This window comes from Cytobacillus gottheilii, assembly GCF_001636345.1.
GTDB classification, from domain to species: domain Bacteria; phylum Bacillota; class Bacilli; order Bacillales; family Cytobacillaceae; genus Cytobacillus; species Cytobacillus gottheilii.
In genome coordinates this window covers 1,801,876-1,820,656 of record NZ_KV440945.1, presented here as the reverse complement: position 1 = coordinate 1,820,656, position 18,781 = coordinate 1,801,876, and the positions used below count along the sequence as shown (strand labels likewise).

Here is an 18,781-nt window from a genome sequence, read left to right as displayed (position 1 = left end):
ATATCTAGAAATTAACAATTATTCAATCAAAAGAAATAAAAAAACCCCGATAATGAACATAAATAGTTCTTATCGGGGGTCTGAGTGATTATTCCATCCAATTTGTATGGAATACTCCTTCTTTATCAACACGCTGATATGTGTGTGCACCAAAGTAGTCACGCTGTGCTTGAAGCAGGTTGGCAGGCAATGTTTCTGTGCGGTAGCTGTCATAATAAGCTAGAGCAGCCGAGAAACTTGGTACTGGAATACCGTTCTGGATTGCAACACCAATGATTTCACGAGTTGCTGATTGATAGCCTTCTACAATTTCCTTGAAGTAAGGATCAAGAAGAAGATTTTTCAAGCCAGCATCACGATCATAAGCATCCTTAATCTTTTGCAGGAATTGTGCACGGATGATACAGCCTCCGCGGAAGATCATCGCGATCTCACCATACTGCAGATCCCAGTTGTATTCTTCAGAAGCTGCACGCATTTGGGCAAATCCTTGGGCATATGAACAGATTTTGCTCATGTATAGTGCTTTTCTAACTGCTTCAATGAACGCTTTTTTATCGCCTTTAAATTCCTGTTGCTCAGGACCAGAAAGGATTTTGCTTGCATGTACACGTTCTTCTTTCATAGCAGAAATGAAACGGGCAAATACAGACTCTGTAATGATTGGAAGCGGCACACCAAGATCTAGAGCACTTTGGCTTGTCCATTTTCCTGTTCCCTTTTGACCAGCTGTATCTAAAATAACATCTACAAGCGGCTTGCCTGTTTCTTCATCTTTTTTCGTAAAAATGTCAGCTGTAATTTCGATTAAATAGCTGTCAAGTTCGCCTTTATTCCAGTCAGCAAATACTTCATGCAATTCATCCGCATTTAGACCAAGAACATTTTTTAAAAGGAAATATGCTTCAGAAATCAGCTGCATATCGCCATATTCGATCCCATTATGGACCATTTTCACATAGTGTCCCGCGCCATCTGGACCGATGTATGTTGTACAAGGCTCTCCGTTTACTTTAGCAGAAATATCCTTGAAAATAGGAGCCACAAGTTCATATGCTTCCTTTTGACCGCCAGGCATGATGGATGGACCTTTTAAAGCTCCTTCTTCACCGCCGGATACACCTGTGCCGATAAAATGAATGCCAAGCTCGCTCAGCTCTTGATTACGGCGCTGTGTATCTGCGAAAAACGTGTTTCCGCCATCGATTAAGATATCTCCTTTATCTAAAAGAGGTTTTAGTTGTTCAATTGTTGCATCTGTTGGTCCGCCTGCTTTGACCATAAGCATGATTTTACGAGGCTTCTCAAGAGAACCTACAAATTCTTCCATTGAATATGTACCAGTGAACTGTCTGCCTTCAACTTCACTCAGCATTTCATCTGTTTTTTCTGATGAACGATTATAAACAGAAACCGTATAGCCTCTGCTTTCAATATTCATTGCGAGATTTTTTCCCATTACAGCTAAACCTATGACACCAAATTGTGATTTTGCCATATTTTATATCTTCCCTTCTTACATTATCAATAATGTATTAATCCCACTTTACTTTAGCAATAAGACATGTAATGTGCAAATAAAAAAGAGCGAAACAGGAGTCATTCTAGATATTCACCAAATGAAAGCGGACACAAACTTGTGCTTAATCTTAAAAAAGTTAATATTGTTTGTTTCTTAACGTTTACTAATCTATAGAGAAAAACTCATAAAATAGATTTTTTTCTGTGATAAGAATAATTTTTTATTCTGAACTGAACTATTAAAAACCCTTTAAACTGATTGCAGAAGTTTAAAGGGTTTTTGAGTAAATCTCTATGAAAAAGATATTATATTCATTGCTCTAGTTCCCGCTGTTAAGGACGTTATATTTGTAAATGTTTGAGGTGCGATCCTAAGCTGGTATGTGTAGGTTCCAGCTGCACCTGGCTGATCTGTAAAGGTTGTATTTGGCAGATATATATCTGTCCCAGCTCCACCCTGAAACGATCTTGACACCTCAAAAGCTGCGAGTAGTGTAGTATTTCTGTAAAGACGAATGGAAAAACTAAGTGCTTTAGTTCCTGATGTTGTTACTGCATTTAATTGGGCTGCAGTATCAATTTTGAGTCTAGTAGAAGGGGCAGTTACAGTGACAGGGATCGTTAATATCGGTGTTTCCGTCCCCTGTGTAAGAGTAATTGGAGCTGCAGTTGAAGCTTGGGTGAAATTGAATTGGGAACCTGTTCCTGGGATACCGGTTGCTCCGGTTGGACCTGTTGCTCCCGTTGCTCCTGTTGGGCCGGTTACTCCTGGTACTCCCGTCGCTCCTGTTGGGCCGGTTACCCCTGGTAGTCCCGTCGCTCCTGTTGCTCCCGTTGGACCCGTTACCCCTGGTGTTCCCGTCGCTCCTGTTGGACCCGTTACTCCTGGTAGTCCCGTCACCCCTGTTGCTCCCGTTGGACCGGTTACTCCTGGTAGTCCCGTCGCTCCTGTTGCTCCCGTCACTCCCGTTGGGCCGGTTACTCCTGCTGGTCCCGTTGCTCCTGTTGCTCCCGTTGGACCGGTTACTCCTGGCGTTCCTGTTGCTCCTGGTGTTCCCGTCGCTCCTGTTGCTCCTGGTGTTCCCGTCGCTCCTGTTGGACCCGTTACTCCTGGTAGTCCCGTCACCCCTGTTGCTCCCGTTGGACCGGTTACTCCTGGTAGTCCCGTCGCTCCTGTTGCTCCCGTCCCTCCCGTCGGTCCGGTTCCTCCTGCTGTTCCGGTTGGTCCTGTCGCTCCTGGTAGTCCTGTTGCTCCCGTTGCTCCTGTTGTTCCTGGCGTTCCCGTCGCTCCCGTTGGACCCGTTACCCCTGGTGTTCCCGTCGCTCCTGTTGAACCGGTTACTCCTGGCGTTCCGGTTGCCCCTCTTGGGCCTGTTACTCCTGGCGTTCCGGTTGCCCCTGTTGATCCTGTTACTCCTGGCGTTCCGGTGGCCCCTGTTGGTCCTGTTACTCCTGCTGTTCCCGTCGCTCCTGATGGACCTGTCACTCCGGGCGTTCCCGTCGCTCCTGTTGGACCCGTTACTCCTGGCGTTCCGGTTGCCCCTGTTGATCCTGTTACTCCTGGCGTTCCGGTGGCCCCTGTTGGTCCTGTTACTCCTGCTGTTCCCGTCGCTCCTGATGGACCTGTCACTCCGGGCGTTCCCGTCGCTCCTGTTGGACCCGTTACTCCTGGCGTTCCGGTTGCCCCTGTTGATCCTGTTACTCCTGGCGTTCCGGTGGCCCCTGTTGGTCCTGTTACTCCTGCTGTTCCCGTCGCTCCTGATGGACCTGTCACTCCGGGCGTTCCCGTCGCTCCTGTTGGACCCGTTACTCCTGGCGTTCCCGTCGCTCCTGTTGCTCCCGTTACTCCTGGTGTTCCCGTCGCTCCTGGTAGTCCCGTCACCCCTGTTGCTCCCGTTGGACCGGTTACCCCTGGTGTTCCCGTCGCTCCTGTTGAACCGGTTACTCCTGGCGTTCCGGTTGCCCCTGTTGGGCCTGTTACTCCTGGCGTTCCGGTTGCCCCTGTTGGGCCTGTTACTCCTGCTGTTCCCGTCGCTCCTGTTGGACCTGTCACTCCTGGCGTTCCCGTCGCTCCTGTTGGACCCGTTACTCCTGGTGTTCCCGTTACTCCTGTTGGACCCGTTATTCCTGGTGTTCCCGTTGGACCGGTTACTCCCGGTGTTCCCGTTGCCCCTGTTGAACCGGTTACTCCTGGTGTTCCGGTCGCTCCCGTTGGACCGGTTACTCCTGCTGTTCCGGTTGGGCCTGTCACTCCTGGTAGTCCTGTTGCTCCCGTTGGACCCGTTATTCCTGGCGTTCCCGTTGGGCCGGTTACTCCTGGTGTTCCCGTTACTCCTGTTGGACCCGTTACTCCTGTTGGACCCGTTATTCCTGGCGTTCCCGTTGCTCCCGTTGGACCCGTTACTCCTGGTGTTCCCGTCGTTCCTGTTGCTCCCGTTGGACCGGTTACTCCTGGCGTTCCCGTCGCTCCTGTTGCTCCCGTTACTCCTGGTGTTCCCGTCGCTCCTGTTGGACCCGTTACTCCTGGCGTTCCCGTCGCTCCTGTCGGACCCGTTACTCCTGGCGTTCCCGTCGCCCCCGTTGGACCCGTTACTCCTGGTGTTCCCGTCGCTCCTGTTGCTCCTGTCACTCCTGGTCTACCCGTCGCTCCTGTTGGACCTGTCACTCCTGGCGTTCCCGTCGCTCCTGGCGTTCCCGTCGCTCCTGGCGTTCCCGTCGCTCCTGGCGTTCCCGTCGCTCCTGGCGTTCCCGTCGCTCCTGGCGTTCCCGTCGCTCCTGGCGTTCCCGTCGCTCCTGGCGTTCCCGTCGCTCCTGTTGGACCGGTTACTCCTGGTGTTCCCGTCGCTCCTGTTGGACCTGTCACTCCTGGCGTTCCCGTCGCTCCTGGCGTTCCCGTCGCTCCTGTTTGACCCGTTACTCCTGGTACTCCCGTCGCTCCTGTTGCTCCCGTTACTCCTGGTGTTCCCGTCGCTCCTGTTGGACCCGTTACTCCTGGCGTTCCCGTTGCTCCCGTTGGACCGGTTACTCCTGGTACTCCCGTCGCTCCTGTTGGGCCCGTCACTCCTGGTGTTCCGGTCGCCCCCGTTGAACCCGTCAACCCAGGTGTTCCTGTTGCCCCTGTTGGGCCGGTCACTCCGGATATTCCCGTCGCTCCTGTTGGACCCGTTACTCCCGATGTTCCCGTTGCTCCCGTTGGACCGGTTACTCCGGGTGTTCCTGTTGCTCCTGTTGGACCGGTTACTCCTGGGATTCCTGTCGCTCCCGTTGGACCGGTTACTCCCGTTGTTCCCGTTGCTCCCGTTGGACCGGTTGCTCCTGGTATTCCTGTCGCTCCCGTTGGACCGGTTACTCCGGGTGTTCCTGTTGCTCCTGTTGGACCGGTTACTCCTGGGATTCCTGTCACTCCCGTTGGGCCGGTTACCCCTGGTACTCCCGTCGCTCCCGTTGGACCGGTTACTCCCGATGTTCCTGTTGCTCCCGCTGGACCGGTTACTCCGGATGTTCCCGTCGCTCCTGTTGGACCTGCTGCTCCCGTTGGACCCGTCGCCCCGGATGGACCCGGTACTCCGGGTATGCCTGGTACTCCCGTTGGACCGGTAGCCCCAATTGGACCCCTTGGACCTGGAGGACCTGTTTGCCCTCTTATTTGCGTGACGTCTTCAACGATTTCAAAAACATCTGACAAAATGATTTCAATTAAATTTAAGATAAACCGAACCATTTTATTATCTAACCCTCCTCATAAAAAAGCCTGCTTTATAAACAAGCTATTAAAAATAGAAAAAAAGAGTGAGTGAATTAGGTATAACACACTCGCCCTTTTTCTTAGGAGAATAAAATATAAACTATCGCTCAGTATGATTTCTCATCTGCAAAAAATCCTTATTAAAACTAGTCGCTGTTCCAACATCATCTTTTTTATTCTTCATTTCATTGATTGCACCTGCATGATCAATAATATCCGCTCCGAATTTAAGCTTAAGCTCCTCCATTGCTTTTAAGAGAGGCTCCTTCTTGGCTTCTTTTTCAAAATTAAATAAATCCAGCTGCATAACCGCAGAACCTTGTTCTACTAAATCTCCGCCAGTTATTCCAAGTAATCTGACGGCGTTGCCGTTCCAATGCTTTCTGAATAACGCTTTGGCCTGATCTGCGATCTCCTCCACTTGTACAATAGGCTGGTCCAGCTGCTTGCTTCTTGTAATCGTTTTTCGATCCTTGTATCGGATCATAATGGAGATGCTTGTGGCTAATACCTTCTTCCTTTTTAACCGCACTGACACTTTTTCAGCTAAACCGGCAAACACGGTAAATAGCTCTTGCTGATTGGTTGTATCTCTCGGTAGTGTCGTTGAGTTCCCAACGCTTTTAAATTCTGCTGCCGCTTCTGGATCTACCCGCCGTCTATCTTCCCCATTCGCCTTTTCCTTAAGCCTCGGCCCATTAATGCCTAATTTCGCCTTCAGCTGTATGGAATCCGCCTTTGCAAGGTCTCCGATCGTCTGAATGCCAAAACTCCGCAGCTTTTCACCTGTTTTCTTGCCGACTCCATGCATCTCTTCCACTTCCAGCGGCCATAAAATCTGCGGAACATCCCGTTTTCGCAAGATCGTTATGCCTAGCGGTTTTTTCATATCAGATGCCATCTTTGCCAAAAACTTATTTGGTGCGATTCCAATACTGCACGGCAAGTCCAGCTGTTCATATATTCTCTTTTGAATGGTTTCGGCAATCTGTACAGGATTTCCATATTCCTGACTATCGGTTATATCAACATAGCCTTCATCAATGGATACGGGTTCTACAAGATCAGAATATTGTCCAAGAATTTCAAACATGCCAATAGATGCCGCCCGATAACGCTCAAAATTGGGTCTCATAATGATAAGCTGCGGACAAAGCTTTTTAGCCTCCCAAAGTGGCATCGTCGTTTTTACGCCATATTTACGAGCTTCATAGCTGCATGTTACAATAATGCCCCGCCTTTCCTCTGGATTGCCCGCAATCGCCAATGGCTTTCCCTTTAATGAAGGGTCAAAAGCCATTTCAACAGAGGCATAGAAACTATTCATATCGACATGCAAAATGACCCTTCCGTTTTTTGGATACATCTATCACACTTCCCGGTTTCTTGTTTATCATTATTTTATCAAATAGCAGACCTCTTTACATACAAACTAAAGCGTTTAAGGATAGAAAAAGAGGAGATATACTGATCTCCTCCACTTCACCTTATTGCAATTGTGTTTGGCTATTCATATATTCCTTAATATCCTTAATCCCTTCCAGTGATTCAACAAGTACAGAAGGATCAATCAAGGTAATCAGCTTGCTGTTTAGGTTCGCCACACCTGAAAAATAGGATGTTTTTTGGTAGGCTGCAAGCCCTAAAGGTTTCACAGCTTCATTGGGAATATCAATAATTTCTTTCGCCTCGTCGACAATGATTCCAACAGACAATTCCTCTGTCTGCAAAACTATTTTCCTTGAAGCTTCTTCAAGATTTGTGCCTTGATGGTAGAGAACTTGCTTTAAGTCAATGACTGGGATCAGCTCGTCTCTTACCTTCGCAATTCCATTCACATAATGAGGCAAATGGGGAATTGGCGTAATCCCTGCTATTTTCTCAATAGATATGACAAATTCAATAGGAATAGCATACTCTTCCCCTTGAATTCGAAACACAACAACTTTTCTGTTTTCAGCCATTTCATATCCCCCTGCTTGAATGATGTTACTTCCAATATACCATATTTCACACCTAAAGCAGTACAAATAGGGTCATTGCTTTTAGGTAAAAATACCTAAAAGCAAGTTTATATGAATACTCATTTTTCATGTGAGATAATACCGGTTATTCCCTTACGGTGCATACCCTAAGAAGCTTTCCTGTACTTCTCTGCAAAAGACGTACACCCTCTCCAAAACTCAAAAAAACCGAACAATTAGACAGATAGTCGAATATCTGCTGATTGTTCGGGTTTTTATCGGCTGGATCTTTATCTTTTACGCGGATACTTCTTCAATAATCGCAATGACCATCTCTGCCAATTTGTTTAATTCTTCAACTGGCATGCGCTCATTTGTTGTATGAATTTCTTCATAGCCTACAGCCAGATTTACTGTTGGAACACCAAAGCCTGCAATGACATTGGCATCACTTCCGCCGCCGCTATGAAGCAGTTCACAGCTTCTGCCGATCTTTTCTGCAGCTTTGCGTGCCACTTCAACTACATGATCACCAGCAGCAAATTTAAAGCCAGGATACATAACCTCGATTTCCACTTCCGCTTTTCCGCCCATTTCCTCAGCAGCACTTTCGAAAGCGTCCTTCATCTTAGCAACCTGCTGCTCCATCTTTTCACCAATTAAGGAACGAGCTTCCGCTAAAATATCAACACGGTCACATACGATGTTTGTCTGCTGTCCGCCTTCAAAGCGGCCGATGTTTGCAGTTGTTTCTTCATCAATTCTGCCAAGCGGCATTCTTGCAATCGCCTTAGACGCAATGGTAATCGCAGAAATTCCTTTTTCGGGAGCAACTCCAGCATGTGCTGTTTTCCCAATAATTCTTGCTTTTACCTTTGCTTGTGTAGGAGCAGCAACAACGATATTGCCGACTTTTCCATCGCTATCAAGCGCATAGCCAAACTTCGCTTTTAAAAGAGCTGGGTCCAGCACTTTTGCACCGACTAAACCAGACTCTTCCCCAACAGTTATAATGAATTGGATCGTACCATGCTCAATGTTTTGCTCTTTCAGCACTTTTACAATCTCAAGCATAACAGCAAGTCCTGCCTTATCATCCGCTCCAAGGATTGTGGTACCATCTGTTACCACATAACCATCCTTAATGGCTGGCTTGATCCCGTTGCCAGGGACGACAGTATCCATATGAGAAGTGAAGTAAATGGGATCTACTCCTTCTTTTGTTCCTTGAAGCGTACAAATTAAGTTTCCTGCTCCATGACCGGTTTGATCTGTTGTATCATCTTCGTACACTTCTACCCCAAGGTCACGAAACTTCTTCTTTAATTCCTTTGCTATTTGCGTTTCAAATTTTGTTTCTGAATCAATTTGAACAAGCTCCAAAAATTCATTTAACAATCTTTCCTCGTTAATCATTCTCCAACCTCCAAGTAAGCTTATGATTATGTAAAGATGAATCTAAAAAAAGAGATTCAAGCTTCTTATCTATTAAGTATACTCTTATCAAAACATGTCAGCAAATAGATTTACAGGCAAAACCCTTTTTAACTCCTATACAAAATTCCAGTTTTCATACAATTCTTGTAATAAAGTTTATAATGGGATATTCCCATGCTTTTTATTTTGTCTCTGTATTTTCTTATGCTGAAGCATTTCCAAGGACTGAATGAGCTTAATCCGCGTTTCTCGAGGGTCAATCACGTCATCAATCATTCCTCTTTTTGCTGCAATATATGGATTAGCAAACGTCTCCCGATATTCTTCAATTTTTTGTTCTCTTGTTTCTGCCTGGTTCTTACTTTCATATATTTCTTTAGAGAAAATGATATTAGCTGCCCCCTGAGGACCCATAACAGCTACCTCAGCATTTGGCCATGCAAAAACCAAATCTGCACCAATGGACTTGCTGTTTAGAGCTACATAGGCTCCGCCATAGGCTTTTCTCAGGATCACCGTTATTTTCGGAACCGTAGCTTCTGCATATGCATATAGAATTTTTGCGCCATGGCGAATAATGCCTGCGTGTTCCTGTTTAACTCCTGGAAAAAATCCTGTTACATCTTCAAGTGTGATAATCGGGATATTAAACGAATCACAAAAACGGATAAATCTTGCTGCTTTATCAGAGGAATCATTATCAAGACTCCCAGCCATTACTTTCGGCTGATTACATACCATCCCCACTGTTTGCCCTTTAATTCGTGCAAAGCCAATGACCAAGTTCTTGGCGAAACCGCATTGTACTTCGAAAAAGGATTGAGCATCCACTATTTCTTGAATCACAGCTTTAACATCATACGTTCTTGTACAATCAGAAGGAATGATCTCTGTCAGCTGCTTACGATATTCATCAGATTCGTGATAAGGCAATTGTACTGGCTTTTCCGTATGATTTTGCGGCAAATAGCTTAAAAGACAACGCACCTGTCCAATGACTTCTGCTTCTGTTTCTCCACAAAAATGCGCATTGCCGCTAATATAATTATGAACATATGCACCGCCTAAGTCGTCTGCTGAAATTTTTTCCCCTGTAACGGTTTCAATGACCTTAGGACCTGTAATAAACATTTGGCTGATCTTTTCTGCCATAAACACAAAATCTGTAAGAGCCGGCGAATAAACAGCTCCACCTGCACAAGGCCCCAATATGACAGAAATTTGCGGAACGACTCCAGAATACAGTACGTTCCTTTTAAAAATCTGGCCGTAGCCATCAAGCGCCATTACTCCTTCTTGAATTCGCGCTCCTCCTGAATCATTTAATCCAATAATTGGTGCCCCGTTTTCAGCAGCTAAATCCATTACATGAGCGATTTTCTTGGCATGCATTTCTCCAAGAGCACCGCCAAAACAAGTAAAATCCTGAGAAAATAAAAAAATAGGGCGGCCATTTACCTTTCCATATCCGGTCACTACTCCATCACCTGATATCTTCTGCTGATCTAAGCCAAACTCCTGGCTCCGATGCTCCATAAAAGGATTCAACTCTACTAATGTGCCGGGATCTACTAGTAACTTGATTCTCTCACGGGCAGTAAGCTTCCCTTTTGCCTGCTGGCGGGACAATTGTTCTTCACCGCCGCCTAGCTCCGTTTCTTGGCGGCGCTTGTTTAGTTCGCGGATTTTTTCATAGATGTCAGCCAATGGACGATTTCATTCCTTTCTCTCACATAACTCAACTAATACTCTGCCAGTAGATTGCGGATGCATAAACGCAACAGCAGCTCCCCCGGCTCCTGTTTTTGGCTGGCTGCTGACCATTTTGATTCCTTTTTCATTTATTTCTTCTATTCTTTCTTCAATTGAATCTACCACAAACGCAATATGATGCATTCCTTCACCATATTTACGAATATAACGCGCAACAGCACATTCTTCATTTATCGGTTCTAAAAGTTCTATTTTTGTTTCACCAGCCGCGATAAAAGCAATCTTTACTCCTTCGCTCTCCACTTCCTCAATATGCAAAAGCTCAAGCTGCATAATGTCTATATAAAAAGGTAATATTTTTTCCAGTGATGACACGGCAATGCCGATGTGATCGATCTTCTTAATCATGTCTAGTCACCTCTTTATGCCAGTTGGAGAAAAAGTTTATTACAATTATGTTAATATGTACCAAAACAGCCAATATCATTCATCCAGACATAAACAGAATAAGTTTTGCCCACAACTCTTGCGATTTTCTCAATACCTAGTAAAATATAATTATCATAATGATAGGAGGATGACCGTTGTCTAAAAAAGCACAAAAAATTATCGTTTACGTTATGATCTTTATCATGCTCGCATCCACATTACTTATGGGATTATCGATGCTATTTTAATAAAGGCAATTTCACTGCCGGAACTAAATGAAAATACTCGTATGTAAGGAGCGTGAATTCACATTTGAATCACGCTTTATTTTTGTTCTGAAATAAAGGAGTGCTGTAATGTTGAATGCACAGGAGAAAGTTCAGGCTGAACAAGTATTAAAGCATCTTTTTATGGGGACGCAAGTGGACGGATTACAATTTGGCTTGTCCTCTTCGACAAATAAGCTTTATTTTACAAACTACAAGGAGATTGAGGATATTGGCGGCCAATTATACTTGAATATTGAAACAAAATGGTGCTTATTCGAGAATTCGCCTATAGAATACCCAGCTAATGAAAATGAAATAGAAGATTATACTGAGGCTGAACAATATAATAGGATTTACCAGATCCGAAGGCAGAAAGTGACCAATGTACAATTAGGAGAAACAGCTCCCCATTTGCTGCTTACACTAGAGAACGGCTATACGATTTTTATAAACGGTTGTAATGATATGTATGAATGCTGGCAGGCTGGTGTGGAAGATGAAGAGGAGTTATGGCTTGTTGTTGCTGCACCAGGAAATGAAATTGCCTTTTGGGTTCCAGATCGGTTTCAATGGTAGCTCAGAAAGTGTAACTAAACCCATGATTTTCCGTCTATAAATAGAAGGGAGGGTTCCGTTTGAAAAGCAAATTAATTCTATTGCTTATATTTTGCTCTTTCATTACAGGATGTGGATTAGAAACAAAAACACTTTCCGAATTTTATGAGAACAGTCTGGAAGATGTAAATCAAATTAACATTCTTGATGGAAGTACGGGATATAAAAAAATCATAAAGGATAAAGAATTGATAGATGAGTTTTTAAGTGAGATTAAAGATACTAAGTTTATACCTGATAAAAACCAAGAAGATCGAAGTGGTTTTACGTATTCTTTGTCACTGCATCAAGATGGAGAAGCCCCTTTTATATTTTCGCTTAGTTCAGTAAATGACCATTATTATTATACAGAGCCAGATATATTTCCAATTGTAAATGACTTCTATAAAAACCTGGACGTTCAAGAAGAGTAAATCTTTTCTCGTGAAAGCTGACATTTGGTACATAAACTAAAGAAATAAAAAACCGCTTAGAGCCTCAAGCGGTTTTTTCGTGTAGTATCTGCACTATCATTCTATTGCTCCATATTCCTTCGCGATGTCTTCGAAGCTTAGATCTGTTGAAAGTACCAGCACTTTTGTTCCTATTGGCACGACATCATAAAGTGCTTCAACATGTTCATTTTGCAGCCGTATACAGCCTAAAGAAGCATAGGTCCCAATTGACGAAGGATTATTTGTGCCATGAATACCGTATGTTCGCCCATCTGAATTTTCTGCGTCAAAGCCAATCCAGCGTGTTCCAAGCGGATTGTTCGGATCGCCGCCTGGTATATCTTTTTTCCGGTAGTAAGGATCTGAGGCTTTAACTGTTATGGTAAATAAACCTTCGGGTGTTAATTCCTCTGTTTTGCCTGTGGCAGCACGATATACAGTTTGGACTTTATTTTCGTTTATATAAGCTGCCTCATTCGTTTCTTTATTAACAATAACAAAAGGATCGCCTGGAAGCGGATTCTGCCCAAGAGGCCATAGAGGTGAAATTACTCCTAATAGAAGCAAGGATGTAAGGAATTTCATCATACGTTTTCACTCCATCCATTTTTCTCCTAGTTTGCTTCAGTCACCTGTTTTTGATTCAGCTCCTTTTTCATTTTTAACCCTTTAAAGTTACTTTTAATGATTAAATATTGTTCCATTTCTTGGGTAAAATGAAGCAAGGCAGCACGTGCTTCAAATTCTTCACGTGTTTTTGGAAGCTCCATATTCTGAAATTGCAGTCTCATGCGCAGCAGCTTTTCGATATATACAATCGCCGTATTGCCTGGATGAATATGCTCTGAAAGCTCTTCAATGAAATCAGCGATCATTTCCCCCTGCTCAAGCTGAAGCGAAATAGAGGTGATACTTGGCAATACCCGTTCAATAATTTCAAATTGCTTTTCCCTCATGCGAAAATAACTATAATATAAATTCTCCTGCTGAATAAATCGATTTTCTGTGTCTCTATTGGCTAGTGCTCGAGCTTCTTCAATGAGGGCATAGGTCTCGGTCAGTTCACTTCCATCCCAATTGCTTTCATTTGTCCGTAAATATTTTACAATTTCTTCAAAGATGATTTTGAAGTTCTCTTCAATTTGCTGCTGATACTCAATCAGCTTTCCATCCAAGCTTGGCATATACAGGTTTGCGAGCAACGCAACTCCAATACCAATTGTAATAAGTCCTAGTTCATTGATTAACAGTTCCCTTGTGACTTCACCCGCATTGTAAATATGCAAAATAATAACTGAACTTGTAACAATCCCATCATTTACTTTCATCATGACCGTAATAGGAATAAATAACAGCAGCAGCAGTCCAATGACCAGCGGATGAAACGCGATCAATTCAAAAAAGAGGGAAGCAAAAACCATTGACATCAGGCATGCAAAAAATCTAGCCCAGGAAGCCATTAATGATTTTTTCTTCGTCACTTGAATGCAAAGAATAGTTATAATGCCGGCCGATACATAATTTTCCAACCCAAACATTTGCGCGATCATGATTGCAATTGATGTGCCAACAGCCGTTTTAATCGTTCTGTAGCCAATTCGAAACTTCATAGCAAAACTCCCATATGTTCATTAATGATGTATTTATGTATTTTATAACTGAAGTCAAATGTTTGACCACACTATTTTTGCAAAGGATAACCTTTTGTATATTTTATGATTAATTACAGAAATTAGCCTATTGTTCAGTTAAAAACCTACAATTAAGGTTGCATTATTGCAACAAAAAGCAAAAAGATGATCATCATCTGACCATCTTTTACTATAAGCATATAACCATTACAACATTTTTTGCAAGAAATCTTTTGCACGATTTGTTACAGGATTTGAGAAAAATTGTGAAGGTGGAGCATCTTCAACAAGATTGCCTCCATCTAAAAACAGAACCCGGTCTGCAACTTCACGCGCAAATCCCATTTCATGCGTCACAATGGCCATTGTCATACCTGTATGTGCAAGTGACTTCATTACATCTAGCACCTCTTTTACCATCTCTGGATCAAGTGCAGATGTTGGTTCATCAAACAGCATGAAATCCGGCTCCATAGCAAGCGCCCGTGCAATGGCAACCCTCTGCTTTTGTCCGCCTGAAAGACGGTTTGGATATTCATTTGCCTTTGCTGCCAAGCCAACTTGTTCAAGCAGCTGTAGTCCTTTTTTTTCTGCTTCCTGCCTGGACTTCCCTTTTACCTTCATTGGTGCATATGTTAAGTTTTCAAGTACTGTTTTATGAGGGAACAAGTGAAAATGCTGAAATACCATTCCTACATTCTCGCGTACCTTCATAATATCAGTTTTTTTGTTTGTAATATCCTGATCGTTGATCCAAATGTTTCCGCTTGTTGGTGTTTCCAATAAATTAATGCAGCGAAGAAACGTCGATTTCCCAGATCCAGATGGCCCGATAATCGCGACAACTTCTCCATCATTAATAGTCGTTGAAATCCCTTTTAAAACATCCAGAGATCCGAAACTTTTATGCAAATTTTCAATTTTAATCACTGCGCTTCATTCTCCTTTCGACGAGTTTGCCGAGGAAGGTTAACGTAATAACCATAATATAATAAATCAAGCCAGCTAATAATAACGGCTCAATAAATCTGAATTTATCAGCACCAATAATATAAGCTCTACGCATGATATCCATTACACCGATTGTTGTGACAATAGCTGATTCTTTTGTCAGTGTAATAAACTCGTTCATTAGAGCAGGTAAAATGTTTTTCATAGCCTGCGGCAGGATAATATTCAGCATCATCGGACGATAAGGCACTCCAAGCGCCATTGCGGCTTCGCTTTGTCCCTTGTCCACAGCTTGAATGCCTGCACGAATAATCTCTGAGATATATGCAGCTGAATTCAGTGCAAAAGCAGCTACTGCAGCAGTAACTGGTTCAATTTGATAGCCGAATATTTGCGGCGAGCCAAAATAAATAATCATCAGCTGAAGTACTAATGGAGTACCCCGAAAGATGGATGTATAAATATCTGCGATGACACCAAGAACTTTAATAGAACTAATTTTAAATAACGATAAAATAATACCGAGTATAAACCCAATTACGCCTGCCAAAAGGACAATTTGAAGTGTAACCAAAATTCCCTTTAAGATAAACGGCAGGGATGGGAGGATAGATGTAAAATCTAATGTCATGTTAAGAATCCTCTCATATTGAAATAATGTAATTAGAAATTCTATGACAGCTCAAATCCTATATAAATGCTGCATTCGAATTTGCATAGGATTTGAGCCGGACTGTTTATATAGGAATTACCAAAACCAGCATTCTTTCTTTCAAGGGAAAACGTTCAGAAGAGAAAACTCTCCTGAACGCTGCTGATTATTATTCCCCTTCAAACCATTTTTTAATGATTTCATCAAGTTCACCGTTATCGATCATTTCTTGAAGAGCACCATTAAATTCTTCTGTTAATTCACTATCCTTTGGAAGAGCAATTGCATAACCGCCATCTGCATCTTCTACTGTAAATCCTTCAAGATCTTCATTTTCCTCAAAGTAGCCTTGTGCTACAGTATCTTCAATAATTGCAGCATCAAAGCGGCCCGCTTTGATTTCCTGAATAAGCTCAGGGATACGGTTTCTGCTTTCAATCGTCATATCTACTTCTTCAGCCAGCTCATCCCCTTTGCCCTCCTGGATAGAACCTAACTGTACACCAACCGTCTTACCTGCTAAATCCTCTACTGATTCAATGCCGCTTCCAGCTTGAGATACGATCATATGCTTAGAAGTATAGTAGATTTCACTGAAATCAACACTTTCTTTACGCTCATCTGTTGCTGACATGGCAGAAAGAACAAAATCAACCTGACCAGATTGCAATGCTTGAATAAGACCAGCAAAGTCCATATCTTTAACTGTAAACTCATAACCTAGCTTTTCTGTCACTGCCTTTGCAATATCAACATCAAGACCAATGATATCATCGCCTTCAGCTGTGTCAATATACTCAAACGGCGGATAGTCAGCTGATGTTCCCATAACTAATTCTTTCTTTTCAGCATCATCGCCATTTGTACCGTTGCTAGAATCTCCTTCATCAGTTCCACATGCAGCTAAAATGCCTGCAAATAATACGCACATTAGCATTAATGATAATAGCTTTTTCATTTTTTATTTTCCCCCTAAATATTATATGATTAAAATAATTTTTATGCATAAACATGTAATAAATATACATCTAAGTGTATTTTAACACATGTTTATATTTATGCAATATAATTTTAATAATATAAATAATAATTGAACATTCAGATAATAGCAAGCAAAATCCTTTCTATTTATATGTTTAAATTTCATCATTTAAGAACTTTTTTCTGATTGGAAAGTGAAAGAAGTTGAGAATGAAGGAATGCCTTATAGTCTCTTATAAATGAAAAGTTGACTAGGAATTTTCTACTGTTATGCTTATTTCTGCTTTCTGTAAATGAAATAACAAAAAAAATCTCCATACAGAGATTTTTTTTGTTTACCAATATTAAAGTTCTGAGCAATGTGTTTCAAATGCACTTTGCAGTTTATGCACAACTTCCATTGGCTGGTGTCCTTCGATTTCATGACGCTCAACCATTGTACATAGCTTGCCATCTTTTAATAATGCAAATGATGGTGAGGACGGGGGATAACCTGTAAAATAAGTGCGCGCAAGCTCTGTTGCTTCTTTATCCTGACCCGCAAATACAGTTACCAGATGATCTGGACGCTGATCGAAATGCACAGAATGAGCAGCAGCAGGACGAGCGATGCCGCCAGCACAGCCGCAGACAGAGTTCACCATAACAAGTGTTGTGCCCTCTTTAGCAAACGCTTCTTTTACTTCTTCAGGCGTCTTTAATTCTGTATATCCTGCAGCAGCAATTTCTTTGCGAGCCTGCTGAACGACGTCATTCATTAAAAAGTTAAAATCCATATTCATATCTCCAGCACTCCTTTAATAAAATATATATGCTTATTTACATTATCTATCATACCAATTTAACAACTGTTTTTACAATGAAGAGAGTTTTTTGCCACAAAAGTTTAACATCCTCTTGATCGGGGAAGTATATATGTACATCAAGATCCATACCCCTAATACTCCCTAGATTGACCAGTGCTTGCAGAGGCACTGGTCTTTTTTTGCATTTAAGGAAACTTAAGACTGACAAGACTGATAAATGAATAAGGGGTTTTTTACTTTGAATAATAAAAGACCGCTGCAGAAAGCAGCGGCATTTCTATTAATAAACAAACGTATTCTCTTTTGAAATGTTTTCAAGAATTTCTTTCACACGCTGTAAGAATCTTCCGCATACAAGACCATCTAGTACACGGTGATCAAGTGACAGACATAGGTTAACCATGTCACGAACAGCGATCATGCCATTGTTCATGACTACTGGACGTTTGACAATCGACTCAACCTGTAAGATGGCAGCTTGAGGGTAATTAATGATGCCCATTGATTGGACAGAGCCAAAAGAACCTGTATTGTTAACTGTAAATGTGCCGCCTTGCATTTCAGCTGATGTAAGCTTGCCGGATCTAACCTTTCCTGCAAGTTCACCGATTTCGCGGCCGATTCCTTTAATCGTTTTTTCATCGGCATTTTTAATAACCGGCACAAACAAAGCATCTTCTGTGGCAACGGCAATTGAAATATTGATATCTTTCTTTTGAATGATTTTGTCGCCTGCCCACATGGAATTCATTTGTGGATATTCCTTCAGTGCTTGTGAAACTGCTTTTACAAAGAAGGCGAAGAATGTTAAATTAAAGCCTTCCTTCTTTTTGAACTCATCTTTAATAGAGTTTCTATATTCTACAAGATTTGTAACATCTACTTCCATCATTGTCCAAGCGTGTGGTGCTTCATGCTTGCTGCGCAGCATATTAGCAGCAATTGCTTTTCTGACACCAGTAACAGGAATTTCAATATCCCCAGGGACAACAGGCACATTGGCTGCTGGTGCAGTTGTTTTTGGTGCCGGAGCAGGAGCTTCTGCTTTTGTCTCTGCAGCCTGCTGCTGTTCCTTCACTTCTTCTTTCGCTGCAGTCTGAGTTGGAATTTGGCCGGATTCAATGATTTTCATTAAATCTTTTCTTGTAATCCTTCCTTCTGCACCCGTACCAGCTACTTGATTTAAGTCAATGCCATGTTCCTGTGAAAGCTTTAAAACGGCTGGAGAATAACGGACCTTGCTTCCAGCAGAACGATCCTGTTTTACAGCTGGCGCTTTCTCTGCTGCCGCTTCGGTTTTAGATTCTTCCTTTACTGGTTCTGAGTGATTTGGAGAAGCACCTGAACTTCCTGCAGATTCTGTTTCAATCGTCATAATTACTTGCCCGACTTCATATGTTTCGCCTTCTTCTGCGATAAGTTCTTTAATCACTCCTGCAAAGGATGAAGGCACCTCTGCATTTACTTTATCTGTCATGACCTCTGCTAATGGATCATATTTATTTACTTTGTCCCCAACAGCAACCAGCCACTTGCTGATTGTTCCTTCGGTTACACTTTCCCCTAATTGAGGCATTTTAATTTGTTCGATTGCCAATGCTTTGACCTCCTATACCGCTTGTATTTGACCTGC

General features: G+C 42.7%; 17 protein-coding genes. 3 read left to right on the top strand and 14 right to left on the bottom strand.

What is annotated here, in order from left to right; all coding sequences use genetic code 11:
• Positions 1-88: 88 nt before the first annotated feature.
• The 7 genes from gnd to mce all read right to left on the bottom strand — a co-directional run bounded on the left by gnd (position 89) and on the right by mce (position 10,788).
• Complete coding sequence (gnd, locus tag A6754_RS08745; RefSeq protein ID WP_066443863.1) at positions 89-1,498, bottom strand: NADP-dependent phosphogluconate dehydrogenase; 1,410 nt, start codon at positions 1,496-1,498, stop codon at positions 89-91.
• A gap of 315 nt (positions 1,499-1,813) precedes the next feature.
• The gene (locus tag A6754_RS08740; RefSeq protein WP_066443859.1) at positions 1,814-5,242 is read right to left on the bottom strand and encodes a beta strand repeat-containing protein; all 3,429 of its coding nucleotides are present in this window, start codon (positions 5,240-5,242) and stop codon (positions 1,814-1,816) included.
• 124 nt (positions 5,243-5,366) lie between these two features.
• Positions 5,367-6,632 carry a DNA polymerase IV gene (locus tag A6754_RS08735; RefSeq protein WP_066443856.1) on the bottom strand — a complete coding sequence of 422 codons (1,266 nt, stop codon included), beginning with the start codon at positions 6,630-6,632 and terminating at the stop codon, positions 5,367-5,369.
• Between the two features lie 121 nt (positions 6,633-6,753).
• Positions 6,754-7,230: a chemotaxis protein CheW gene (locus tag A6754_RS08730; RefSeq protein ID WP_066443850.1), complete on the bottom strand. Its 477-nt coding sequence runs from the start codon at positions 7,228-7,230 to the stop codon at positions 6,754-6,756.
• Positions 7,231-7,527: 297 nt separating this feature from the next.
• Entirely contained in the window at positions 7,528-8,646 is a 1,119-nt protein-coding gene (locus A6754_RS08725; RefSeq protein ID WP_066443847.1) for a M20/M25/M40 family metallo-hydrolase, read from the bottom strand.
• Positions 8,647-8,823: 177 nt separating this feature from the next.
• A complete protein-coding gene (locus tag A6754_RS08720; RefSeq protein ID WP_066443845.1) occupies positions 8,824-10,374 on the bottom strand; it encodes an acyl-CoA carboxylase subunit beta in 1,551 nt (516 codons plus the stop codon).
• A 9-nt stretch (positions 10,375-10,383) separates the two neighbouring features.
• On the bottom strand, positions 10,384-10,788 hold the full coding sequence (gene mce / locus A6754_RS08715) for a methylmalonyl-CoA epimerase (protein WP_066443843.1): 405 nt from the start codon (positions 10,786-10,788) through the stop codon (positions 10,384-10,386).
• Positions 10,789-10,964: 176 nt separating this feature from the next.
• On the opposite strand from mce, the gene prli42 reads away from it, so the two are divergent.
• From prli42 to A6754_RS08705, 3 genes are all read left to right on the top strand, one after another.
• Entirely contained in the window at positions 10,965-11,057 is a 93-nt protein-coding gene (gene prli42 / locus A6754_RS22735) for a stressosome-associated protein Prli42 (RefSeq protein ID WP_139785591.1), read from the top strand.
• Between the two features lie 111 nt (positions 11,058-11,168).
• Positions 11,169-11,654 (top strand): hypothetical protein, encoded by a 486-nt coding sequence (locus A6754_RS08710; protein WP_066451521.1) that lies wholly within the window; start codon positions 11,169-11,171, stop codon positions 11,652-11,654.
• 59 nt (positions 11,655-11,713) lie between these two features.
• The gene (locus A6754_RS08705) at positions 11,714-12,106 is read left to right on the top strand and encodes a hypothetical protein (protein ID WP_066443840.1); all 393 of its coding nucleotides are present in this window, start codon (positions 11,714-11,716) and stop codon (positions 12,104-12,106) included.
• 96 nt (positions 12,107-12,202) lie between these two features.
• On the opposite strand, the gene A6754_RS08700 is transcribed toward A6754_RS08705, so the two are convergent.
• The 7 genes from A6754_RS08700 to A6754_RS08670 all read right to left on the bottom strand — a co-directional run bounded on the left by A6754_RS08700 (position 12,203) and on the right by A6754_RS08670 (position 18,745).
• Positions 12,203-12,715 carry a L,D-transpeptidase gene (locus A6754_RS08700; RefSeq protein WP_066443837.1) on the bottom strand — a complete coding sequence of 171 codons (513 nt, stop codon included), beginning with the start codon at positions 12,713-12,715 and terminating at the stop codon, positions 12,203-12,205.
• Between the two features lie 26 nt (positions 12,716-12,741).
• Positions 12,742-13,737: an aromatic acid exporter family protein gene (locus A6754_RS08695; RefSeq protein WP_066443834.1), complete on the bottom strand. Its 996-nt coding sequence runs from the start codon at positions 13,735-13,737 to the stop codon at positions 12,742-12,744.
• A 228-nt stretch (positions 13,738-13,965) separates the two neighbouring features.
• The gene (locus A6754_RS08690) at positions 13,966-14,688 is read right to left on the bottom strand and encodes an amino acid ABC transporter ATP-binding protein (RefSeq protein ID WP_066443832.1); all 723 of its coding nucleotides are present in this window, start codon (positions 14,686-14,688) and stop codon (positions 13,966-13,968) included.
• Complete coding sequence (locus A6754_RS08685) at positions 14,681-15,340, bottom strand: amino acid ABC transporter permease (RefSeq protein ID WP_066443831.1); 660 nt, start codon at positions 15,338-15,340, stop codon at positions 14,681-14,683. The genes A6754_RS08690 and A6754_RS08685 overlap by 8 nt, the downstream gene beginning before the upstream one ends.
• A gap of 190 nt (positions 15,341-15,530) precedes the next feature.
• Complete coding sequence (locus A6754_RS08680) at positions 15,531-16,319, bottom strand: transporter substrate-binding domain-containing protein (protein ID WP_066443829.1); 789 nt, start codon at positions 16,317-16,319, stop codon at positions 15,531-15,533.
• A gap of 367 nt (positions 16,320-16,686) precedes the next feature.
• Positions 16,687-17,124: a BrxA/BrxB family bacilliredoxin gene (locus tag A6754_RS08675; protein WP_066443826.1), complete on the bottom strand. Its 438-nt coding sequence runs from the start codon at positions 17,122-17,124 to the stop codon at positions 16,687-16,689.
• A 304-nt stretch (positions 17,125-17,428) separates the two neighbouring features.
• Complete coding sequence (locus tag A6754_RS08670; protein WP_066443822.1) at positions 17,429-18,745, bottom strand: dihydrolipoamide acetyltransferase family protein; 1,317 nt, start codon at positions 18,743-18,745, stop codon at positions 17,429-17,431.
• Positions 18,746-18,781 lie beyond the last annotated feature (36 nt).